The organism is Variovorax sp. 350MFTsu5.1 (assembly GCF_048302515.1).
Lineage (GTDB): Bacteria > Pseudomonadota > Gammaproteobacteria > Burkholderiales > Burkholderiaceae_C > Variovorax > Variovorax guangxiensis.
Map to the genome: position 1 here is coordinate 1,332,552 of NZ_CP157620.1, position 20,895 is coordinate 1,353,446.

The following is a 20,895-nucleotide window of genomic DNA, read 5'->3' on the forward strand; positions in this document are numbered from 1 at the left end:
CTCTCTGCGTGGAGCACCGGAAAAGCCGGTCAATCCAGCAGGTCGGAATATTCGCCGCGTTCGTAGGAATCGGCGGTCTTCCACGGCAGCGTCTTCGGCGCCGGGATGGACGAGGCCGTCATCACGTTGAGCGAGGTGCCGTGCTCGTTGCGCTGCTCGATCCTGCGCGCGTAGCGGCCGACCGTGTCCCACTCGATGCGCAGCGTGCTCTCGCCCTGCTGCAACTCGTAGCGCTGAACACCCTTGCCGGCCGTGCCCAGCGACTTCATGCGCGGCAGGCTGGCGGGGTCGACGAGCCAGTAGGCATTCGCCCACGAGCCGCCGTAGCCCACGTTGCCGTAGTTGGCCTTGTCGACCTCGATCAGCTTGCGCTGCTGGCGCAGCACCATGTTCACCAGCACCTTGCCGGCCGGATCGCGGCTCAGCCACAGCGGCGCGGCCGTGTTGTCGGCGTGCGAGTGGCCGATGTGCACCTTGGCTTCGCTGGCCTCGTGGTCGTGGTCGGCGCGAAGCGCGGGCGGCAGCTCGCGCTCGATCCACACCGTGCCGGCGCGGCGGAACATCAGGTCGGCGTAGCGGCTCTCGCGCTGCACGCCGTCCTTGCCGATCGTCATTACATGGTGCTGGATGCGCAGGTTCTGGTCGGGCGCCTCGGCATCGCCGGCGGCGCTGGCCGCCGGCGGAAGTGCCGCGAGGGCCGCTGCCGCCAGCAGCGTTTTCAGTGCCACGGATGCGCTCACAGGCCCGCCGCTTCCTTGACCTTGTTGAACACCTTGATGTTCTCCACGGTGCCCTTGAAGATCTTCGAGCCAGCGCCGCCCGCGAACAGCATCACGTCGCCGCCGCCATGGGTTTCGGCGCCGGGCGTGCCGAGGTTGATGCCGACTTCCTGCAGGAAGTTGTCGTCCGTCGTGTCCATCGCGGTCTGGTCGTCGCGCGAGGCCGCACGCGCCGGAGCGATCCACGGCTTGTTGCCGTCTTCGGGGTTGACCTGGCTGGAGCCCGTCGCGTTGGGCCGGCCGCCGTTGCCGAACACCAGCGTGGTGTACGGGTTGCCGTCGGCGGCCTTCGCGAGCTTGCCGTCGGCGTAGCTGTTGACCTTGCCGAGGATCGGGTTGCCGATCTTCGGATAGCCGTTGAAGGCGATCGCGTGGTCATGGTCGGCCGTGACCACCACCAGTGTGTTCTTCAGGCCGGGGTCCTTCTTGTTCATGAAGTCGAGCGCGGTCTGGATGGCCGTGTCGAAGGCCAGCGTGTCTTCGAGCGCGCGCTTGGCGTTGGTGCCGTGCAGCGCATGGTCGATGCGGCCGCCTTCCACCATCAGGAAGAAGCCCTTGTCGTTCTTGCTGAGCACGCCGAGCGCCTTCTCGGTCATCTCCGACAGGCTGGGCTGGTCGAGGCTCTGCTTCACGCGGTCGAGCTCGTAGGCCATCTCGCTCTGGGAGAACAGGCCCAGCAGCTTGCCGGTGGCGACCGTGTCGACGGCCTTGAGCTTGGTGCCGGTGTCGACGTAGGTGTAGCCCTTGGCCTTCATCGCGGCCACCAGGTCGACGCCGTCGGTGCGCTTGCTGCCGGGGTTGGTCGCCACCGGCAGGTAGTTGCGCTGGCCGCCACCCATCAGCACATCGACGCCGTCGAGCAGCTTGGGGTTGTAGTTGGCGTGGCCCGGAACGCTCTGCTCGGCGATGCTGTTGTAGCCGTTGCGGTTGCAGATGTGCGAGTAGGTGGTGGCCGGCGTGGCGTGGCCCACGCGCGTGGTCGACACCGCGCCCACCGAGCGGCCCTTGGCCTTGGCGAGTTCGAGCAGCGTGTCGACGGCCTTGCCGTTAGTGGGCGGGCAGGTGGTGTCCTCGCCGCTGATGTACTGCTTGCCGGTGCCGTCGACGGCGGTGGTGTCGCTGGACATCGAGATGACTTCGTTGCGCATCTTCACGCCGGTCATGTAGGCGGCCATCGAGGGCGCGCTGTCGGTGGTCTGGCCGTCGAGCGAGAAGGTCTTCACGCGCGCGGCGTAGGGCAGCGACTGCATGACGAGGTTGGCGCGCTCGGGACTCACCAGCGAGCCGGGCTGTGCAGCCAGTTGCTTCTCGCCCTTGTAGATGCGCGCGGCGGTCACGGTGACGGGGCCCATGCCGTCGCCGAGGAAGAAGATGACGTTCCTGGCTTCGCCGGCGGCGTGCGCGGTGCCGGCCAGGGTGCCGGCGGCGGCGCAGACGAGGGCGGCGGCCAGGCGGGTGTTGCGGGTGATGCGGTTCATGGTCGTCGTGTTCATGGTTGTGTTCGTCGATGAGCGTTCGCTGCCCTTCACAGGCCGACCGCCTTCTTGATGAGGCCGAACACGTCGGTGTTGGTGATCACGCCGGCGAAGTTGTCGGCGCCCAGGCCCTGCGCGCCGAGGAACACGTCGGCGCCGCCATGGGTTTCGGAATCGCTGGCCGCATCCATCGGCACCACGGCTTCCTGCCTGTAGTCCTTGCTTTCCAGCTCGGCGTCGGAGATCGGGCCGCGCGTGGCGAGGCGGCGCGGGCCGTTGCCGAAGCCGATGATGGTGTAGGGGTTGCCGTCGACGTCCTTGCTGGTCTTGCTGGTGTCGACGTAGTCCTTCACGAGGCCCAGCACGCCAGGCTTGCCTGCCTCGGTCTTGCCGGTGCGCGCGGCGTAGCCGTTGAGCTGCAGCGTGTGGTCGTGGTCGGCCGTGACGACTACCAGCGTGTTCTTCAGGCCGGGGTCGACGGCCTGCATTTTGTCGAGCGCGAGCTTGATGGCGTCGTCGAAGGCACCCGTGTCCTGCAGGGCGCGGCGTGCGTTGGTGGCGTGCAGCGCATGGTCGATGCGTCCGCCTTCCACCATCAGGAAGAAGCCCTTCTTGCGCGCGGCCAGCGCGTCGATGGCCTTGCCGGTCATCTCGGCCAGGCTCGGTTCCTTGGTGGCGTCGCGGTCGAGGTCGTACGCCATGTGGCTCTTGGTGAAGAGGCCGGCGATCTTGGTGGCGCCGTCGGCCGGCAGCTTGTCGAACTCGCTCTTGTTCGCGGCGAAGCTGTACTTCGCAGCCTTCAGTTCGGCGATGAGGTTGCGCTTGTCGTTGCGCTTGCCGCCGTCTTCCTTGGCGGTGAAGTAGTCGGTGCCGCCGCCGAAGAACACGTCGACGCCGTCGCCCAGCTTGCCGTTGTAGCCGGCGCCGCCCGGCACCAGCGCGGCGGCGATGGTGTTCTCGGCGTCGCGGTGGCACACGTGCGAGTACGTGGCGGCGGGCGTGGCGTGCGTGATGCGGGTGGTCGTGACCACGCCGGTGGCGTAGCCCTTGGCCTTGCTCTGCTCGAGCAGCGTTTCGACGGCCTGGCCGTTGCCCGAGGGGCAGGTGCTGTCGAAGTTGACGTGGTAGGCCTTGCCCGAGGCGTCGGTGGCCTTGGTCTCGGCGCTCATCGAGATGACTTCGTTGTTCATCTTCACGCCGGTCATGTAGGCCGACATCGAAGGAGCGCTGTCGGTGACCTGGGCGTCGTTCGAATAGGTGTGGACGAAGGCCGTTTCGGGCAGCGTGTCCATCGTGAGGTCGCCGTCTTCGCCGACCTTGTAGATGCGCGCGGCGGTCATGGTGGTGATGCCCATGCCGTCGCCCAGGAAGAACAGGACGTTCTTCGGCGCCTGCGCCGCGGGCGGAGGCGGCGTGGTGTTCGACGGTGGGATGAACGGCAGCACGATGCCGTTGTTGTTGCTGCTGCCGCCGCAGGCGGACAGCAGGAGAGAGACGCCCAGCAGTGCTGGGGCGATAAGGCGTTGGGTCATGATTCCCTCGGTTGGTTGTTGGACCGGCGCACCGGGCGTGCGCCATTTCTGGCGATGAAATCTAAAGACGTCAGATGACCCGGCCGTGACGAGTTGAAAGCCGAATGAAAGTTCGCCGATCGCTCGGAAATAAATGCCGAGGCTGTCTTCGGTGTTTCATGCGCATCGTCTGGCCGATGCAGTGAATTCCGGCAGCTGCGCGAAGCTGACGGAAAATCGCGTCTTTGGATTGCGGCGGCACGCACCGCCGCCGACGGATATGCCCCTGCACACCACCGCCCTCGTCCTGTTCTCCGGCGGCCAGGATTCGACCACCTGCCTCGCCGATGCGCTCTCGAAGTACGAGCGCGTCGAAACCCTGGGCTTCGACTACGGGCAGCGCCACCGCGTCGAGCTCGACGTGCGCGGCACCATCCTCGCGAAGATGCGCGAGCGCTTTCCCGACTGGGCGCCGCGCCTGGGCGAAGACCACGTGCTCACGCTCGCGGCCCTGGCGCAGCTGGGCGGCTCCTCGCTCACGGAAGAAGTCGCCTTCGCCATGCAGGCCGATGGCCTGCCCAACACTTTCGTGCCCGGGCGCAACCTGCTTTTTCTCACGCTCGCCGGCGCGCTGGCCTACCGGCGCGGGCTGCAGGTGATCGTCACCGGTGTCTGCGAGACCGACTTCTCGGGCTACCCCGACTGCCGCGACGACACCATGAAGGCGATGCAGCTCGCGCTCTCGCTCGGGCTGGAGCGCCGCCTGGTCATCGAGACGCCGCTCATGTGGATCGACAAGGCCGAGACATGGCAACTGGCGCACCGCCTGGGCGGCAGGCCGCTGGTCGACCTGATCGTCGACGAGACGCATACCTGCTACCTGGGCGATCGCGTGCACCGCCAGGACTGGGGCTACGGCTGCGGCGAATGCCCCGCCTGCGAGCTGCGCAGGAAGGGCTGGGAGCGCTACGTGGCCACCGCCGTGCCGGCCGACGAGGGCACGACCTCCACGCGATAGCGGGCGGCCGCTCCGTCTGCCTCGGGTACCAGCGTCCACCGCTGGCTGTGGAACTCGCCCACGGCAGCACGATGGGCCACGGACACCATCGCGCCACCGCTCGCGCGCACCATCTCGGACAGCCGTTGGTAGAGCGTGCGCTCCGCCGGCGCGTCGAGCGCGCTGCTGATCTCGTCGGCGAAGACCCAGCGTGGCTTCTTTAGCAGCACGCGCGCGATGGCCAGCCGCTGCTGTTCGCCGCCGGAGAGCTTCTGGCTCCAGGCGTCGCTGTCGTCCAGTCGATCTGCGAATTGGGGCAGCAGCGCCTCGCGCAGCGCCTCGCGCAGTTGCGCGTCGCTGTACCTGGCTGCGTCGTCCGGATAGGCCAGCGCAACGCGCAGGGGCCCGTCGGGCATGTAGGGGCGCTGGGGCACGAACATCGCATCGGACGGCACCTGCACGCGTCCCCGCGCGAACGGCCAGATGCCGGCGAAAGCGCGGAACAGGGTCGACTTGCCGCTGCCGGACGGCCCTTGCACGAGGACGCTGTCGCCGGCCTTCGCCGAGAGCGCCGCGTTCACGAGCAGCGGCGTGCCGTTCGGTAGGCTGAGCGAGAGTCCGTCGGTTTGAAGTTCGGGAGCTTCGCTGCGCTCCAGGGGGTGTTCCTGCGCGGCGCGGGCCCGGATCGCATCGTCGAAGCTCGTGAGACGGTCGGTGGTTGCGCGCCATACGGCCACGCTGTCGTAGTTGTCGACGAACCAGCTCAGCGAATCCTGCACCTTGCCGAAGGCGGACGAAATCTGCATCAGCTGGCCGAGCTGGATCGCGCCGCTGAAGAAGCGCGGCGCCGCGACCACGAAGGGAAAGATCACCGCAGCCTGGCCGAAGAAGGCGGTGAAGGTCACGAGATTCTTCTGCTGCTTGATGAGCTGCAGGTAGTTGCGAAGCACGGCGCCGAAGCGCAGGTCGAGCTGGCCGTGCTCCACCTTCTCGCCGCGGTCGAGAGCAATGGCCTCGCTGTACTCGCGCACGCGCACGAGGTGGTGGCGGAAGTCGGCCTCGAAGCGCTGCTGGCGGAAGTTCAGCCCGATCAGCGGCCGACCGATGTAGTGGGTGATGATGGTGCCGACCACGCAGTAGGCCAGCGCAAGCCAGACCATCGCGCCCGCGACCTGGTAGGTGGTGCCGCTGAGCGAGAACTCGGTGGTTCCCGAGAGGCCCCAGAGAATGCCGACGAAGCTCACCAGCGTGACCACGGCGTTCAGCAGGCCCATCGACAGGGTCATCGTGGCGCTGGTGAACAGCTGCATGTCCTCCTGGATGCGCTGGTCGGGGTTGTCGGGCGTCGTGCCTTCCTTGCCGGCGTAGCGTGCCAGTTCCATCTCGTAGAAGGTGCGGTTCGCCATCCAGCGACCGAGATAGTTGCGCGTGATCCATGCGCGCCAGCGCAGCTGCAGCAGCTGCGTCACGTAGAACTTGAGCACCTGCAGCGCGATGTTGAAGAAGGCCAGCACGAGAAACACCCGGATCTCGCGCCAGAACACCGTCACATCCTTGTTCTGGAGGCCGTCGTAGAAGCGGCCATACCACTGATTGAAAAGCACCAGCGCATACACATAGGCCAGGTTGAGTGCCACGATGGCGGCGAACATGCTTCGCGCCCGCCATTTCTCCTCCGACTGGAAATAAGGCGCCGCAAGCCTGAAAACACGGCGCAGCACCTGGATGAACGAGCCAGCGCGAGCTGTGACTGATAGAGACATTCGGTTTCCTCGCAGGCGCTCGCGCGCCGGTCATGGTGAGGAGACCATCGTAGACAAATGTTTCTTAAACCGGCCTGAAACCGGCGTCGGCCCTCGAAAAGAGTTCGTCAGCGCAAAAGCACGCGCGCGGCCGTCGTCAGGAAATGGGCCAGCGGTGGTGTCTGCAGGCCCTTGACCTTCGCTTCCTCGTCCCATTGCCGCAGCCGAACCGCGTCACCGGCCCACTGATGGGTGGCGAAGCGCTGAGCGGCTTCGGCGTCCATCACGCCGCCCTGCAGGGCAAGGCTGCGCACGGAATCGGGAGAAAGCCTCGAGAAATAGTCGGGCTGGGTGGCGCAGAGGTAGCGCTTGGCGTCCACGTGCAGCCGGATCGGCTCGCGCACCTCGACGTCGAAGGCGCCGCGCAGCAGGGGCAGGGCGATGTACTGGTGCCGGTCGTCGATGCCCAGCTGGGTGGGAGAGTGCGAAAGCGTCTGGTGCTCGGCGATCAGCAGGTGGCCCAGGTCGTGAAGCAGCGCGGCCGTGACCAGCGAATCGCTCGCGCCGGCCTGCTCGGCGAGCCAGGCGCATTGCAGCGCATGCTCCAGCTGCGACACAGGCTCGCCCGCGTACGCGATTCCGCCGCGTTCGGCGAACAGGCGGGCGATCTCGGCGAGGTCGAGTGTCATGGGAGTGAAGCGCAGCGGGCGACGCGAAAACACAGGGCAATAAGTCCGCGAGTCTGCCGCGCCACGGTGACATGCGGATGACGAAGCCGTTGCAGGGCCACCCGGAGTCGCCAATTCAGCGTGATTTTGGGGATTTGGGTTTTTTTGAGGCATCTGACAAATCACTGTCACATGCCGCTGCCAGCATCGCCCCATTCGTTGCCCGGTGGAATTTGCGTACTTTCGCTTGCCCGTTCGCGGTTCCGCCTGGCCTCCCTCCTTCTCTCCACCTTCTCCACTTCTTTCTCCCGAGGAACCACCCCATGCTGCATCGTTCCATCCGCTGGGCTGCCCTGCCGGCCGCTCTGCTCTCGCTGGCCTTCGCCGCCTCGGCCCAGGGCCGTACCGAGCTGCTGGTCTACACCGCGCTCGAGGCCGACCAGGTCCAGGCCTACAAGGCCGCCTTCGAAAAGGAGAACCCGAGCATCGAGCTGAAGTTCGTGCGCGACTCCACCGGCATCGTCACCGCCAAGCTGCTCGCCGAAAAGGCCAACCCGCAGGCCGACGTGGTCTGGGGCCTGGCCGCCACCTCGCTGATGCTGCTCGACAAGGAAGGCATGCTCCAGCCCTACGCGCCCAAGGGCCTGGACGCCGTCAAGTCCAACATGCGCGATCCGGCCAACCCGCCCAAGTGGGTCGGCATGGACGTGTGGTCCTCGGCCATCTGCTTCAACACCGCCGAAGCGCAGAAGAAGAACCTGCCCAAGCCCACCAGCTGGGCCGACCTGACCAACCCGGTCTACAAGGGCCAGATCACCATGCCCAACCCGGCCGCCTCTGGCACGGGCTACCTGATGGTGTCGGGCTGGATCCAGATGATGGGTGAAGAAAAAGCGTGGAAGTACATGGACGCGCTGCACCAGAACATCGGCATCTACAGCCAGTCGGGCAGCAAGCCCTGCCGCCAGGCCGGCGCCGGCGAGTTCGCGCTGGGCATGTCCTTCGAATACCGCGCCAACAAGACCAAGCGCGACGGCGCACCCATCGACATCGTGCTGCCCAAGGAGGGCCTGGGCTGGGACATGGAAGCCACCGGCATCATCAAGACCAGCAAGAAGCAGGAAGCCGCCAAGGCGCTGGCGGACTGGGCCGTGACGAAGCAGGCCAATGAGCTCTACGCCAAGAACTTCGCCGTGCTCGCGCTGCCGGGCATCCAGGAGAAGCTCGAATTCGTGCCGGGCGACGTCGAGAAGCTGCTCGCCAAGAACGACTTCAACTGGGCCGCCGCCAACCGCGAGCGCATCCTGACGGAGTGGTCGAAGCGCTACGAATCGAAGTCGGAAAAGAAGCCGATGTGACTTGAATACGGACAGCCGAACGCAGAAGGAAGACAAAAGAGCGCAAAGGTCGCAGAAGGAAGCCCATTGGCTGGCTATTCCCTTTTGAAGACTTCTGCGACCTTCGCGAAACCTTCGCGTCCTCTGCGTTCTGTACCCGCATTCCACCCCGTTCGACATTGATATGAGCTTCCTTTCCCTGCGCGGCATCCAGAAATCCTTCGGCGCGACCCGCGTGCTCGACGGCATCGACCTCGACATCGAGCCCGGCGAGTTCGTGTGCCTGCTCGGCCCTTCGGGTTGCGGCAAGACCACGCTGCTGCGCATCGTCTGCGGCATCGAGCGTGCCGACAGCGGCCAGATCCTGCTCGGCGGCCAGGACATCGCGGGCCTGCCGCCCGCGGCGCGCGGCTTCGGCGTGGTGTTCCAGTCGTACGCGCTGTTTCCCAACCTGACGGCCGCGCAGAACATCGCCTACGGCCTGCATCCCACGGGCGCGCTGGCCCGCGAGATGGCCAAGCGCTCGCGCGAGATGCTCGACCTGGTCGGGCTGGCCGCGCATGCCGACAAGTACCCGGTGCAGCTCTCCGGCGGCCAGCAGCAGCGCATCGCGCTGGCACGCGCGCTCGCGCCCAACCCGCGCCTGCTGCTGCTCGACGAGCCGCTCTCCGCGCTCGACGCGCAGGTGCGCGCCACGCTGCGCAGCGAGATCCGCGCGCTGCAGAAGCGCCTGGGCATCGTCACCATCATGGTCACGCACGACCAGGAAGAAGCCCTCTCGATGGCCGACCGGGTGGTGCTCATGCACAACGGCCGCATCGAGCAGGCCGGCACGCCCGACGAGCTCTATCGCCAACCGCGCACCCGTTTCGTGGCCGGCTTCGTGGGCCGCATGAACATGCTGCCCGCCACCGTGCTGGCCGACGGCAAGGTGCGCGTGCGCGACAGCGAACTGCTGTGCGCGCCCGGCAACCTCAGCATCGGTTCGCAGGCGACCGTGGGCATCCGTCCCGAACACGTGGTGGTGAAGCGCTTCGGCACCGAGCTCGGCGCCAACAGCTTCGCGGCGCGCCTGCTCGACACCGAGTTCTTCGGCAACCGCACCTCCGCCCGCCTGGCCTGCGAGCCGCTGGGCATCGAGATCGAGGCCGAACTGCCCGCCGACGCCCGCAGCGGCGGCGACGAGCCGCTGGTGCCCAGCAGCATGGTGCACATCCAGCTGCCATTGAACGCGCTGTCCGTCCTGGCGCATTGAGCATGAGCAGTTCTCCCGACGCCATCGCCGTCGCACCGGTGGTGGCGACGCGCCGCAGTGCGTTCGACCGCGAGCGCTGGCTGACCGGCGCTGCCGTGCTGCTGGTCGTGCTGCTGCTGGTGGTGATTGTCGCGCTGCCGGTCGGTGCGCTGGTCGGCCAGAGCTTCTTCGACCGCGAGGGCGCCTTCGTCGGCCTCGCCAATTTTGCGCGCTACTTCGAGAACCCGGCGCTGGTGCAGTCGGCATTCAACAGCGTGGGGCTCGCGGCGATCAGCGCGGTGATCTGCACCGGCATCGCCTACGTCTATGCCTACGGGCTGACGCTGTCGTGCATGCCGGCCAAGGGCGTGCTGCGCGCCGTGGCGCTGATGCCGCTGCTCGCGCCTTCGCTGCTGCCCGCGATCAGCCTCGTCTACCTGTTCGGCAACCAGGGCCTGTTCAAGGGGCTGCTGGGCGACCTCTCCATCTACGGCCCGCTGGGCATCGTGCTCGGCTCGGTGTTCTGGACGCTCCCGCACGCGCTGCTGATCCTCACCACCGCCATGGCCACCTCCGACGGCCGGCTCTACGAGGCCGCACAGACGCTGGGCGCCTCGCGCTGGCGAATCTTCCGCACGGTGACCCTGCCTTCCTCGCGTTACGGCCTGATCGTGGCCGCGATGGTGGTGTTCGTATTGGTCGTCACCGACTTCGGCGTGCCGAAGGTGGTGGGCGGCCAGACGGGCGTGCTCGCCACCGACATCTACAAGCAGGTGGTCGGCCAGCAGAACTTCCAGATGGGCGCGGTGGTCGGCCTGGTGCTGCTGATTCCCGCGGTGCTTTCCTTCCTCGTAGAGCGGCATGTGCGCGGCAAGCAGGCCGCGGCGCTGTCGGCGCGCGCCACGCCCTACCAGCCGGAGCCCGTGAAGTCGCGCGACCGCGCGCTGCTGGCGTTCTGCGTGCTCACGGCCGGCGCCATCCTCGTGATGATCGGCATGGCGGTGTTCGCGTCGCTCGCCACCTACTGGCCCTACAACCTCGTGCCGTCTTTCAGGAACTACGACTTCAGCAACATGGACGGCGGCGGCTGGGGCAGCTACTTCAACTCGCTGCGCATGGCCGCTTGCGCGGCGGTGGCGGGCGCGCTCGTCACCTTCGTGTCGGCCTACTTCGTCGAGAAGCCGCGCCACTTCGGCCTGCTGCGCGAGCTGCTCAACCTGCTGGCCAACCTGCCGCTCGCGGTGCCGGGGCTGGTGCTGGGCGTGGGCTACATCTTCTTCTTCATCTCGCCGTCGAACCCGCTGCGTGCCATCTACGGCAGCATGACCATCCTCGTGGTCTGCACGGTGGCGCACTTCTTCTCGGTGGCGCACCTCACTTCGCTCACCGCGCTGCGCCAGCTCGACCGCGAATACGAGCTGGTGTCGGAGTCGATGGGCGTGCCGTTCTGGCGCACGCTGTGGCGCGTGCACCTGCCGGTGGCGCTGCCCACCGTGCTCAACGTGGGCGGCTATTTCTTCGTGAACGCGATGACCACCGTGTCGGCCGTCGTGTTCCTCTATTCGCCGCAAACCACGCTCGCCGCCATCGCCGTGCTCAACATGGACGACGCCGGCGACGTGGCGCCCGCCGCCGCCATGGCCTCGCTGATCATGCTCACCGCCGCCATCGGCCGGGGCCTGTTCGCGCTGGCGGGGCAATGGGCACTCAAGCGCACCCAGACCTGGAGACATCGTTGACAAGCGCAACCCCGCAAGCAAAGAACCCCGACAGCTTCGACCTCATCGTGGTCGGCGCCGGCATCGTCGGACTGGCCCATGCCTACACCGCCGTGCAGCGCGGCCTCAAGGTCTGCGTGATCGAGCGCGACACCGCCGCCATCGGCGCGTCGATCCGCAACTTCGGCTTCATCACCATCACCGGCCAGGCGCCGGGCGACATGTGGCGCCGCGCGATGCATGCGCGCGGCGTGTGGAACGAGGTCGCACCGCAGGCCGGCATCGATGTCGTGCACCGCAATCTCTGGCTCGCGGCCTATCGCCCCGAGGCGCACGACGTGCTCGAAGCCTTCATGCGCACCCCGATGGGCAAGGGCTGCGAACTGCTCGAAGCCGCCGACGCGCAGGCCAGGGCGCCTGCGCTGAGTCTTGCCGATGCGCGCTCGGTGCTCTTCAGCCCGCACGAGCTGCGCGTCGAATCGCGCACCGCCATCGGCCTTCTCACGAAATGGCTGGCGGAAGCGCACGGCGTGACCTTCCGCTTCGGCGAAGCCGTGCACGAGGTGGAAACCCCGCGCGTGCGCACCTCGCGCGGCACGCTGCACGCCGAGCGCGTGGTGGTCTGCACCAACACCGACCTGCACGGCCTGTTCGCCGATCGCATCGCAGCGCACGAGCTCACGCTGTGCCGCCTGCAGATGCTGCGCGTGAAGCCCGAGGCGGGCTTCCGCCTGCCGGGCTCGGTGATGATGGACCTGAGCCTGGTGCGCTACGAGGGCTACAGCACGCTGCCCGAAGCCGCCGCGCTGCGCGCGCGCCTGCAGCAGGAAGAGGCCGCGTCGCTCGCGCACGGCATCCACCTGATCGTGGTGCAGAGCGCCGACGGCTCGCTGGTGGTCGGCGACTCGCACCACTACGCCGACGCGCCGGAGCCCTTTGCGATGGAAGAGGTCGACCAGCTCATCCTGCGCCACCTGCGCAGCACGCTGAACCTCGAGGCCGCGCAGATCACCGAGCGCTGGACCGGCGTGTACCCGTCGTCGAAGACCACGCCCTGCGTGATCGACGCGCCCGACGACGCCACGCGGCTGGTGCTGGTCACCAGTGGCAGCGGCGCGAGCACGGGCTTCGGCATCGCGCACGACGTCTTCAACACCTGGTGAGACCGGCAAAAAGGCCATCACCGTTCGCTATCCTTCCTCCAGAGACACACACACCCGCCGCCATGAACGCCCACAACCACTCCCAACTCAAGGCCGTCGTCTTCGACTGGGCCGGCACCATCCTCGACTTCGGCTCCTGCGCGCCCATGGGCGCCTTCGTGAAGCTGTTCGAGCAGTTCGGCGTCGACATCACCATCGCCGAGGCGCGCGGCCCGATGGGCATGGCCAAGTGGGACCACATCAAGGCGCTGGGCACGCTGCCGCGCATCGCCGCGCAATGGGAAGCGAAGCACGGCCACGCCTTCAGCGACGCAGATGTCGACAGGCTCTATGAAGTGTTCACGCCGATGAACGCGGCCAGCGCACGCGACCATGCCGATTTCATTCCCGGCGCGCTCGAGGCCGTGAAGGCGGCGCGCGACCGGGGCCTGAAGATCGGCTCCACCACGGGCTACAACCGCCCGATCATGGAGGTGGTCGTGCCCATCGCCGCGGCCGGCGGCTACTCGCCCGACAACCTCGTATGCGCCGGCGACCTCGCAGAGGGCCGCCCGTCGCCGCTCATGATGTACCGCTGCTTCGCCGACCTCGGCGTGTGGCCGCCGCACACCGTGGTGAAGGTCGACGACACCGGCGTCGGCCTGCAGGAAGGCCTCAACGCCGGCACCTGGGCCGTGGGCCTCGCGGTCAGCGGCAACGCCAACGGCCTCACGCTGGCCGAATGGCAGGCGCTCGACGAAGCGCATCAGCAGGAGCGCCGCGCCCGCGCCACTGCCGACCTCGAAGCTGCCGGTGCGCACTATGTGATCGACAGCGTGGCCGACCTGCCGCAGGTACTGGAAGACATCGAGCGCCGCCTGCAGCGCGGCGAGCGGCCAGCAGCCGCCGCGGCCACTGCCGCCTGAGCGCTGGAGAGAAAGCGGCAGCGTCCGACTTGACGCGCCGCGGCCCGGGCCTAGCATGGCCCGCATGCGAAGCACAGCCTTTGTCCTTCTCTTCTGCCTCGGCCTGCTGACGGCCGCGTGCGACGAAAAGCCGACGAAGCCGGGCGTGCCCACGCCGAAGGCTTTGGCGAGCCTTGTCGCTCCGGCGGCCGACGCGCACTGAGGCAAAGCCGCGCCCGAGGTGGCTCACTGCGCCACCCGGTTCCGCGCGTGTCTCGGGTTTTCGCACCGCGGGGTATCCTCGCCGCGGAGAGAAAAATGAAGACAAGCGAGACAAACATCCACCAGCCCGACTCCCGCTACGCCATGGTCCGCCTTGGCCTCACGCTGCTGATCATGACCGTCGGCAGCAGCGGCATGTACGTGGTGTCGGTGATGCTGCCCGCCGTGCAGGCCGAGTTCGGCATCGCGCGCGCCGACGCCTCTCTGCCCTACACGCTGCTGATGCTGGGCTTCGGCTTCGGCGGCGTGCTGATGGGCAAGCTGGCCGACCGCATCGGCGTGATGAAGCCGCTGCTGATCGGCGCGGTCTTCCTGGGCGCGGGCTACGTCGCCACCGGGTTCTCCGGCGGCATCGTCAGCTTCACGATGGCGCAGGCGCTGCTGGTCGGCCTGCTCGGCAGCTCGGTGGCCTTCGCGCCGCTGGTGGCCGACACCTCGCTGTGGTTCGTCAAGCGGCGCGGCATCGCGGTGGCGGTGTGTGCCAGCGGCAACTACCTGGCGGGCGCGGTGTGGCCGCCGATCGCGCAGCACTTCGTGGAGACCGTCGGCTGGCGCCAGACCTACATCGGCATGGGCATCTTCTGCGGCGTGACGATGGCGCTGCTGGCCATGTTCTTCCGCGCGCGGCCGCCCGCGCTGGCCGAGGTGGCTCCGGCAGGCGCCGCTTCGGGTGCGGCAGCGCCCGTGCGCGACATGACCCGCCCCTTCGGCCTGAGCATGGGCGCGGCGCAGAGCCTGCTGTGCATTGCCGGCGTGGCCTGCTGCGTGGCGATGGCGATGCCGCAGGTGCACATCGTGGCCTACTGCGGCGACCTGGGCTACGGCCCCGCGCAGGGCGCGATCATGCTGTCGCTGATGCTGGGCTTCGGCATCGTGAGCCGGCTGGTGTCGGGCGCCATCTGCGACCGCATCGGCGGGCTGCGCACGCTGCTGCTGGGCGGCGTGCTGCAGTGCGTGGCGCTGCTGCTGTTCCTGCCGTTCGACGGGCTGGTGCCGCTCTACGTGATCTCGGCGCTCTTCGGCCTCTTCCAGGGAGGCATCGTGCCGTCGTACGCGATCATCGTGCGCGAGCACTTTCCGCCGAAGGAAGCGGGCGGGCGTGTGGGCACGGTGCTGATGTTCACGCTCTTCGGCATGGCGCTGGGCGGATGGATGTCGGGCAAGGTGTTCGACCTCACCGGCAGCTACCACGCGGCCTTCATCAACGGCATCGGCTGGAACCTGGTGAACGTGAGCATCGCGAGCTTCCTGCTGTTCAGGACGCTTCGGCGATCAGGCGGCCGAGTGTTCGCATTGCCTGCTCGCTGACCGTGTCCCACGGGTGGCCGTAGTTGAGCCGCAGGCAGTTGGCGAAGGCGCGCGTGGCCGAGAAGATCGGGCCCGGCGCCACGCTGATGCCGAGTTCCAGCGCCTTGCGGTGTATCTCCAGCGCGTTCGCGCCCGCCGGTAGCTCGACCCAGAGGAAGTAGCCGCCCAGCGGCCGCGTCGCGCGAGTGCCTTCCGGAAAGTAATGCCCCACGGCCTGCGCGAAGGTGGCCTGCTGCATCGCCAGCGCCTGGCGCAGCTTGCGCAGGTGCCTGTCGAGCCCGCCTTTCTCCAGGTAGCCCGCGAGCGCCAGCTGTGCCGGCGCCGAGGTGCTCAGTGTGCTCGAAAGCTTCTGCCGAGCGACCTTGCGTGCGAAGCGTCCGGCCGAGGTCCAGCCGATGCGGTAGCCCGGCGCCAGGCATTTCGAGAACGAGGAGCAGTGCAGCACCAGCCCCTGCGTGTCGAAGGCCTTGGCCGGCGGTGGGCGGCGTTCGCCGAAGTACAGCTCGGCGTACACGTCGTCCTCGATCAGGGGCAGCCCGTGCCGCGCGAGCAGTTCCACCAGCGCCTTCTTCTTCGCATCGGGCATCAGGCTGCCCAGCGGGTTCTGGAAGGTGGTCATGAGCCAGCAGGCGGCTGGCTTGTGTGCCGCGATGGCCTGCTCCAGCGCCTCCAGGTCGATGCCGTCGCCCGGATGCGTCGGCACCTCGACGGCGCGCAGGCCCATGCGTTCCAGCGCCTGCAATGCCGCGTAGAAGGTGGGCGATTCGACGATCACCGCATCGCCCGGCCGCGTCACCGCCGAGAGGCAGAGGTTGAGCGCCTCCAGCGCGCCGTTGGTGATGACGATCTCGTCGGCCGGCACCTGCATGCCGTCGGCCAGGTAGCGCAGCGCGATCTGCCGGCGCAGCGCCGCGCTGCCGGGCGTGAGGTCGTCCACCGTGCTCCACGGGTCGAGCGACCTGGCACTGGCGGCCATGAACTGCCCCAGCCGCGCCAGCGGAAACAGCAGCGGGCTCGGAAAGGCCGAGCCGAAGGGCACGACCTTGCGCGACATGCTGGCCTCGAGGATGTCGAACACCTGGTCGCTCACGTCCAGCGACTTCGGCCCGCCGGCGGGGCGCGAGGTGAGGGTGGATTCGGGCGGTGCGTCTCGCAGCCCGCCGCCGGCGACGTAGTAGCCCGAGCGGTCGCGCGCCCGCACCAGGCCGCGCGCCTCGAGCAGGTAGTAGGCCTGGAACACCGTGGAGGCGCTCACGCCCCGGCTGCTGCCGGTGTGGCGCACCGAGGGCAGGCGGTCGCCGGTCTTCAGGGTGCCGCTGCGGATCGAGGCCTCGATGTCGGCGGCCAAGGCTTCATATCGCTTCATCGCTGGGTGTGATTCGTTCGGATGCACTTTATCTGCACCGGTCAATTGGTGCGGATCTGCATCTGTTTTTTCCGGCCGGTCTGGTCCACACTCGACCTCATGTCGAATCTCTTGCGCGCACTGCGCGCCGTTCTCTGGAGCTTCATCGGGCTGGGTGGCCGCCGTGCCGACGCCGAGCGGCGCACCTCGCAGGTCGGCATCCTGCCGTTGATCGGCGTCGCGGTGGTGATGGTGCTGCTGCTGATCGCGGGGCTGGTCACGCTGGCGCATTTCGCCGCCGGCACATGAGGCGAGCGCTCAAGTTCCTCGGGCTCGGCCTGCTTCTTGCCGTGCAGGCCATGGCGAACGCCGCCACGCCGGCCACCGTGCCCGACACCATCGAGCAGCGCGTGGCCGCCTGCATCGCCTGCCACGGCCGCGAGGGCGCGACCACCAACGCCGGCTACTTTCCGCGCCTGGCGGGCAAGCCGGCCGGCTACCTGTTCAATCAGCTCGTGAGCTTTCGCGATGGGCGCCGCTTCAACACCGACATGGCGTACATGGTGCAGCACCTGTCGGACGCCTACCTGCGCGAGATGGCCGATTACTTCGCCGGGCTGCAGCTGCCTTACCCGCCCGTTTCCCCCGTGAGCGATGCGACGCCCGAGCAGCTGCAGCGCGGCCGCCAGCTCGTGCGCGAGGGCGATGCGGCGCGCGGCATCCCGGCCTGCGTTCAATGCCACGGCGCGGCGCTCACGGGCGTGCAGCCGGCCATTCCGGGGCTGCTGGGGCTCCCGAGGCTGTACGTGTCGTCGCAGCTCGGCGCCTGGCTCACCAACGAGCGCCATGCGCTGGCACCCGACTGCATGGCCGATATCGGCCGGCGCATGAGCACCGCCGACATCAATGCCGTCGCGAGCTGGCTCGCCGTGCAGCCGATGCCCGTCGACACGAAGCCCGCCGCCTCGCTGCCCGCACCGCTGCCGGTGAAGTGCGGCGGCATGCCCTACAAGTGAGGGAGCAGGGCCCATGAAACTGCGACACCTCGCGTGGCTGCTGCTTGCGCTCGTCGTGCTCGGCGCCGCGGCCGCCGGCACCATCGTGGCGATGAACCTGCGCGGCGAAGACCCGCTGCCCGCGCAGGCCGAAGCCTTCCAGTCCACGCCGCAACTCGTCGAGCGCGGGCGCTACCTCGCGCTGGCCGGCAACTGCGCCGGCTGCCACACCACGCGCGGCGGCGAGCCCTATGCGGGCGGGATGCCCATCGAGACGCCGTTCGGCACCGTCTATTCGAGCAACCTCACCCCCGACGACAAGGCCGGCATCGGCGGCTGGAGCAGCGCGCACTTCTGGCGTGCGATGCACAACGGCCGCAGCAAGGAGGGCCGGCTGCTGTACCCCGCGTTCCCGTACCCGAGCTTCACGCAGGTGACGCGCGAGGATTCGGACGCCATCTACGCCTACCTGCGCAGCGTGCCGCCCTCGGCGGTACCCAATCGCGAGCACCGGCTGCGCTTTCCGTACGACACGCAGGCGGCGCTCGCCGTGTGGCGCGCGCTCTCGTTCAAGCCCGAGCCCTTCGTCGCCAATGCAGGCAAGCCCGCCGAATGGAACCGGGGCGCCTACCTCGTCAGCGGCCTGGGCCATTGCATCGCCTGCCATGGCAGCCGCAATTCGCTGGGCGCAACGGAGACGAAGCTGGGGCTCTCCGGCGGCCTGATCGCCGTCGAGAACTGGTACGCGCCTTCGCTCACCGATCCGCACGAGGCGGGCGTGGCCGACTGGTCCGCAGCCGACGTGGTGGCACTGCTCAAGAACGGCGTGGCGCCGCGCGGCTCGGTGATGGGACCGATGGCCGACGTGGTGTTCCGCAGCACGCAGTACCTGAGCGAGGCCGACCTGGCGGCCATGGCGAGCTACCTCAAGGACCTGCCCGATGCGCCCAAGGCCGAAGCCCCGGCCGCCGCCACGGCCAAGGCCCCGATCCGCCGCGACGCCGGCACCATGGCGCGCGGCGCGAAGATCTACGACCAGCGCTGCGCCTACTGCCACGGCGACCAGGGCCAGGGTGCGGCGGGCGCCTATCCGCCGCTGGCGGGCAACCGCGCAGTGAACATGGCGCGGCCCACCAACCTGATCCAGGTGATCGCGCACGGTGGCTTCCTGCCCTCGACGGCTGGCAACCCGCGCCCGTACGGCATGCCGCCCTTCGGCCAGACGCTGGATGCGGCCGAGGTCGCGGCCGTGCTCACCTACGTGCGCGGCTCGTGGGGCAACGACAGCCCGCCGGTCACGCAGCTCGACACCATGCGGCGCTGATCGATCGACCGATCGGTCAGATGTTCGTGCTGGAGGGAATCCGGCTCGGCAGCAGATATTCGTAAGGCCGCGCGCGCGTCGTGTTGCGCTGGCCGATGGTCGCTTCGATGCCCACAAGCGCATTGCGGAAGCGCTCCAGCGGCCCGCCTTGCCCGACGATGGCCGGGTCCAGCAGCACCGGCAGGTGCGGAAAGACGTTGTCCTTGTATTCGCCCAGCGGCCGGTAGTACACGCCGCCGAGGATGTGGAACAGCAGGATCTGCTCCTGCGCCGCCAGCCGCGAGGGCAGCATCTGCGACCAGCTCGCCTCGTTCTGGCCAGCGCCGCTCGTCGGCGCCGGCACCCCTTCGGCACCCGCGCTGAAGGGCGCATAGGTCATCACCGAATACTGCGGAAAGTTCACCGCCGCGTGCTGCGCGCTGGCGTTGAAGATGATGGCGGTGAGCACGTCGGCCAGCTGCGCGCGCGTGGTGATCGCGCGGAAGCCGTGCACCTTGCCGCTTGTCGCCAGCTCGGAGGCCCAGGCCTTGAGCTCGTAGTCGCCGGTCACGTCGGCCTCGCTCAGGTAGTAGTTGGCCACGTAGTCGCCCACCCACTGCGCGATCGCGTTCCACACCAGCAGCGCGTCGTCGCGGTAGGGGTAGTCGGGCAGTGCCTTTGCGTCGTCCACGCCGCGCGTGCGCAGGTCGTTGGGCAGCATCATGCGGTCGTAGAAGTCGTAGGCCAGCCGGTCGCGTCCGCACTGCTGCTGCAGCGTCTCGATGGGCGCGGCGAGGATCACGTCGCCCGTGGTCAGCGGCGCCATGATGATCAGCGTCGCCGCCTCGTTGATGAACATCGCGCCTTCGAGGTGCGGCGACAGCAGCCGGCTCAGCGGATGCGCGGTCGCGAGCTGGCGCTGCGTGGCCATCGCGAAGGCTTCCGACATCAGGTGCGTGCGGCCCAGGTGCACGAACATCTCGTGGTAGTTGAAGTCGGCCACCTGCACCACGGTCTTGGCCGACTGCCAGGCCCAGTAGGCCTCGGCGTTGGCGGTGTCGTCCACGCGCAGGAAGATGGCGCTCGCGGCCGGGTCCTGCCCGCACTGGATGGCGACCGGCACCAGCGAGCGGCCGGTCTTCGGCCGCGCAAATAGCGCAATGGGCGCCTGGATGTAGCCGGTGCCCGTGAGCGGCTTGACCTGCGCTCCGGCCGGCGCCATGTCTGCGAGGCCTTCGTAGTCGAGGATGTAGAGCCGACCCGACGAGGCAGCCTCGGCAAGGCTGTCGCCCGCGCCCATCACCTGCTGGTACTGCGCATTGCCGAGGGGGAACTTGGCCGGCAGCGCGGTCGCGCGCTGGATCAGCATCGGGTTGGGCCCGGCTACGCGCATGGCGGCGAACAGGTCGTTGTCGTGCAGCAGCTGCGCGATGGCGGGCTTCTCGATGGTGACGAACAGCGCGTCGTACTGCGCCACCGTCTTCGGTCCATTCAGCGCGCCCAGCGGGCCTTGCGAGAGCAGGTCCTGGTGGATCTGCTTGAGCTGCGTGGAGATGTCGCCCGCCGTGCCGGTGAGCGTGCCGAGCAGCGTCAGAACCGCGGCCGGCAAGGTGGCCAGTCCGCTGTTGGCGGCCAGCAGCTGGTCGAAGCTGGCCTGCAGGCTCGCAAGCCGCGTGCGCAGGTTGTCCAGCGACTGCAGGCTGCCCGAGGCCAGCGCGCTGGTGGCGAACGAGGCCGCGAAGTTGGTGACGGCCTCCAGCGCCTTCGAGATCGTCTTGAGCTGGTGCTCCAGCGCCGGCAGTTCGGTGGCCGGCACCACCGCGCCCATCGGCACGCCAGCCAGGTTGATGTGCGATTCGGTCCAGAGATAGGTCGCCTGCCGTCCTGCCAGCTCCAGCCGCCGCAGCGTGGCGCTGATCGGGTCGATCTTCTGCGGCAGCGTGGGCTTCGGCACCGGCAGTGCCGCCGATGCCGTGGATGTCTTGCCGGCCAGCAGGCCCAGGCCGCCCGCCGAGGCGGACCATTTGAGGATGTCTCTGCGCTTCATCGGGGAGTCCCTGTTGTTGTGAATCTCGGGAGGCCGACGGAAGGCTCGGCCACCAAATCGAACGCTCGTTCTATTTGGTGGGCGGATTCTGCGGAGGGGCTTGGGCG

18 protein-coding genes are annotated in these 20,895 nt (G+C 68.2%); 11 read left to right on the forward strand and 7 right to left on the reverse strand.

The window, feature by feature from the left end; genetic code table 11:
* Positions 1–29 precede the first annotated feature (29 nt).
* From ABL843_RS05765 to ABL843_RS05775, 3 genes are read right to left on the reverse strand one after another with little or no spacing between them, the layout of a single operon-like run.
* The gene (locus ABL843_RS05765) at positions 30–740 is read right to left on the reverse strand and encodes a hypothetical protein (RefSeq protein WP_418119266.1); all 711 of its coding nucleotides are present in this window, start codon (positions 738–740) and stop codon (positions 30–32) included.
* Positions 737–2,272: an alkaline phosphatase gene (locus tag ABL843_RS05770; protein WP_418119267.1), complete on the reverse strand. Its 1,536-nt coding sequence runs from the start codon at positions 2,270–2,272 to the stop codon at positions 737–739. Before ABL843_RS05770 ends, ABL843_RS05765 begins: the two co-directional genes overlap by 4 nt.
* Positions 2,273–2,304: 32 nt before the next feature.
* The gene (locus ABL843_RS05775; protein ID WP_369659502.1) at positions 2,305–3,786 is read right to left on the reverse strand and encodes an alkaline phosphatase; all 1,482 of its coding nucleotides are present in this window, start codon (positions 3,784–3,786) and stop codon (positions 2,305–2,307) included.
* 259 nt (positions 3,787–4,045) lie between these two features.
* Between ABL843_RS05775 and queC the strand changes: the two genes are divergently transcribed.
* Positions 4,046–4,783, forward strand: a complete 738-nt coding sequence (gene queC / locus ABL843_RS05780; RefSeq protein ID WP_418119268.1) for a 7-cyano-7-deazaguanine synthase QueC — start codon at positions 4,046–4,048, stop codon at positions 4,781–4,783.
* Here queC and ABL843_RS05785 read toward each other — a convergent pair.
* Both ABL843_RS05785 and ABL843_RS05790 read right to left on the reverse strand, forming a co-directional pair.
* Entirely contained in the window at positions 4,732–6,525 is a 1,794-nt protein-coding gene (locus ABL843_RS05785; RefSeq protein ID WP_418119269.1) for an ABC transporter ATP-binding protein/permease, read from the reverse strand. The two genes, queC and ABL843_RS05785, sit on opposite strands and share 52 nt — an antisense overlap.
* A gap of 107 nt (positions 6,526–6,632) precedes the next feature.
* Positions 6,633–7,193: a phosphonate degradation HD-domain oxygenase gene (locus tag ABL843_RS05790; RefSeq protein WP_126025660.1), complete on the reverse strand. Its 561-nt coding sequence runs from the start codon at positions 7,191–7,193 to the stop codon at positions 6,633–6,635.
* Positions 7,194–7,495: 302 nt separating this feature from the next.
* Between ABL843_RS05790 and ABL843_RS05795 the strand changes: the two genes are divergently transcribed.
* The 7 genes from ABL843_RS05795 to ABL843_RS05825 all read left to right on the forward strand — a co-directional run bounded on the left by ABL843_RS05795 (position 7,496) and on the right by ABL843_RS05825 (position 15,098).
* Positions 7,496–8,530, forward strand: a complete 1,035-nt coding sequence (locus ABL843_RS05795) for a putative 2-aminoethylphosphonate ABC transporter substrate-binding protein (RefSeq protein ID WP_126025661.1) — start codon at positions 7,496–7,498, stop codon at positions 8,528–8,530.
* 163 nt (positions 8,531–8,693) lie between these two features.
* Entirely contained in the window at positions 8,694–9,764 is a 1,071-nt protein-coding gene (locus ABL843_RS05800) for an ABC transporter ATP-binding protein (RefSeq protein ID WP_418119270.1), read from the forward strand.
* Positions 9,765–9,766: 2 nt separating this feature from the next.
* Positions 9,767–11,482, forward strand: a complete 1,716-nt coding sequence (locus ABL843_RS05805) for a putative 2-aminoethylphosphonate ABC transporter permease subunit (protein WP_418119271.1) — start codon at positions 9,767–9,769, stop codon at positions 11,480–11,482.
* The gene (locus ABL843_RS05810; RefSeq protein ID WP_418119272.1) at positions 11,479–12,624 is read left to right on the forward strand and encodes a TIGR03364 family FAD-dependent oxidoreductase; all 1,146 of its coding nucleotides are present in this window, start codon (positions 11,479–11,481) and stop codon (positions 12,622–12,624) included. The genes ABL843_RS05805 and ABL843_RS05810 overlap by 4 nt, the downstream gene beginning before the upstream one ends.
* A gap of 62 nt (positions 12,625–12,686) precedes the next feature.
* Positions 12,687–13,529 carry a phosphonoacetaldehyde hydrolase gene (gene phnX / locus ABL843_RS05815; RefSeq protein ID WP_418119273.1) on the forward strand — a complete coding sequence of 281 codons (843 nt, stop codon included), beginning with the start codon at positions 12,687–12,689 and terminating at the stop codon, positions 13,527–13,529.
* A 64-nt stretch (positions 13,530–13,593) separates the two neighbouring features.
* Positions 13,594–13,731: a hypothetical protein gene (locus tag ABL843_RS05820; RefSeq protein ID WP_369659494.1), complete on the forward strand. Its 138-nt coding sequence runs from the start codon at positions 13,594–13,596 to the stop codon at positions 13,729–13,731.
* A gap of 95 nt (positions 13,732–13,826) precedes the next feature.
* Entirely contained in the window at positions 13,827–15,098 is a 1,272-nt protein-coding gene (locus tag ABL843_RS05825) for an MFS transporter (RefSeq protein ID WP_418119274.1), read from the forward strand.
* Here ABL843_RS05825 and ABL843_RS05830 read toward each other — a convergent pair.
* The gene (locus ABL843_RS05830; protein WP_418119275.1) at positions 15,046–16,464 is read right to left on the reverse strand and encodes a PLP-dependent aminotransferase family protein; all 1,419 of its coding nucleotides are present in this window, start codon (positions 16,462–16,464) and stop codon (positions 15,046–15,048) included. The two genes, ABL843_RS05825 and ABL843_RS05830, sit on opposite strands and share 53 nt — an antisense overlap.
* A 99-nt stretch (positions 16,465–16,563) precedes the next feature.
* On the opposite strand from ABL843_RS05830, the gene ABL843_RS05835 reads away from it, so the two are divergent.
* Genes ABL843_RS05835 through ABL843_RS05845 form a run of 3 tightly spaced genes read left to right on the forward strand, consistent with a single transcriptional unit; the run spans position 16,564 to position 18,762 of the window.
* Positions 16,564–16,752, forward strand: coding sequence for a DUF2970 domain-containing protein (locus ABL843_RS05835; RefSeq protein WP_418119276.1), 189 nt, complete (start codon positions 16,564–16,566; stop codon positions 16,750–16,752).
* Positions 16,749–17,459: a c-type cytochrome gene (locus tag ABL843_RS05840; RefSeq protein ID WP_418119277.1), complete on the forward strand. Its 711-nt coding sequence runs from the start codon at positions 16,749–16,751 to the stop codon at positions 17,457–17,459. The genes ABL843_RS05835 and ABL843_RS05840 overlap by 4 nt, the downstream gene beginning before the upstream one ends.
* A 13-nt stretch (positions 17,460–17,472) precedes the next feature.
* Complete coding sequence (locus tag ABL843_RS05845; protein WP_418119278.1) at positions 17,473–18,762, forward strand: c-type cytochrome; 1,290 nt, start codon at positions 17,473–17,475, stop codon at positions 18,760–18,762.
* Positions 18,763–18,778: 16 nt separating this feature from the next.
* On the opposite strand, the gene ABL843_RS05850 is transcribed toward ABL843_RS05845, so the two are convergent.
* Positions 18,779–20,788 (reverse strand): lipoxygenase family protein, encoded by a 2,010-nt coding sequence (locus tag ABL843_RS05850; protein WP_418119279.1) that lies wholly within the window; start codon positions 20,786–20,788, stop codon positions 18,779–18,781.
* Positions 20,789–20,895 lie beyond the last annotated feature (107 nt).

What these genes read in the sequence shown, in the direction of transcription:
- ABL843_RS05770 (WP_418119267.1), bottom strand. Translation starts at nt 2,272, where the DNA reads ATGAACACGACGACCATGAACCGCATCACCCGCAACACCCGCCTGGCC.
- ABL843_RS05775 (WP_369659502.1), bottom strand. Translation starts at nt 3,786, where the DNA reads ATGACCCAACGCCTTATCGCCCCAGCACTGCTGGGCGTCTCTCTCCTG.
- queC (WP_418119268.1), top strand. Translation starts at nt 4,046, where the DNA reads ATGCCCCTGCACACCACCGCCCTCGTCCTGTTCTCCGGCGGCCAGGAT.
- ABL843_RS05785 (WP_418119269.1), bottom strand. Translation starts at nt 6,525, where the DNA reads ATGTCTCTATCAGTCACAGCTCGCGCTGGCTCGTTCATCCAGGTGCTG.
- ABL843_RS05790 (WP_126025660.1), bottom strand. Translation starts at nt 7,193, where the DNA reads ATGACACTCGACCTCGCCGAGATCGCCCGCCTGTTCGCCGAACGCGGC.
- ABL843_RS05795 (WP_126025661.1), top strand. Translation starts at nt 7,496, where the DNA reads ATGCTGCATCGTTCCATCCGCTGGGCTGCCCTGCCGGCCGCTCTGCTC.
- ABL843_RS05800 (WP_418119270.1), top strand. Translation starts at nt 8,694, where the DNA reads ATGAGCTTCCTTTCCCTGCGCGGCATCCAGAAATCCTTCGGCGCGACC.
- ABL843_RS05805 (WP_418119271.1), top strand. Translation starts at nt 9,767, where the DNA reads ATGAGCAGTTCTCCCGACGCCATCGCCGTCGCACCGGTGGTGGCGACG.
- phnX (WP_418119273.1), top strand. Translation starts at nt 12,687, where the DNA reads ATGAACGCCCACAACCACTCCCAACTCAAGGCCGTCGTCTTCGACTGG.
- ABL843_RS05820 (WP_369659494.1), top strand. Translation starts at nt 13,594, where the DNA reads ATGCGAAGCACAGCCTTTGTCCTTCTCTTCTGCCTCGGCCTGCTGACG.
- ABL843_RS05825 (WP_418119274.1), top strand. Translation starts at nt 13,827, where the DNA reads ATGAAGACAAGCGAGACAAACATCCACCAGCCCGACTCCCGCTACGCC.
- ABL843_RS05830 (WP_418119275.1), bottom strand. Translation starts at nt 16,464, where the DNA reads ATGAAGCGATATGAAGCCTTGGCCGCCGACATCGAGGCCTCGATCCGC.
- ABL843_RS05835 (WP_418119276.1), top strand. Translation starts at nt 16,564, where the DNA reads ATGTCGAATCTCTTGCGCGCACTGCGCGCCGTTCTCTGGAGCTTCATC.
- ABL843_RS05840 (WP_418119277.1), top strand. Translation starts at nt 16,749, where the DNA reads ATGAGGCGAGCGCTCAAGTTCCTCGGGCTCGGCCTGCTTCTTGCCGTG.
- ABL843_RS05845 (WP_418119278.1), top strand. Translation starts at nt 17,473, where the DNA reads ATGAAACTGCGACACCTCGCGTGGCTGCTGCTTGCGCTCGTCGTGCTC.
- ABL843_RS05850 (WP_418119279.1), bottom strand. Translation starts at nt 20,788, where the DNA reads ATGAAGCGCAGAGACATCCTCAAATGGTCCGCCTCGGCGGGCGGCCTG.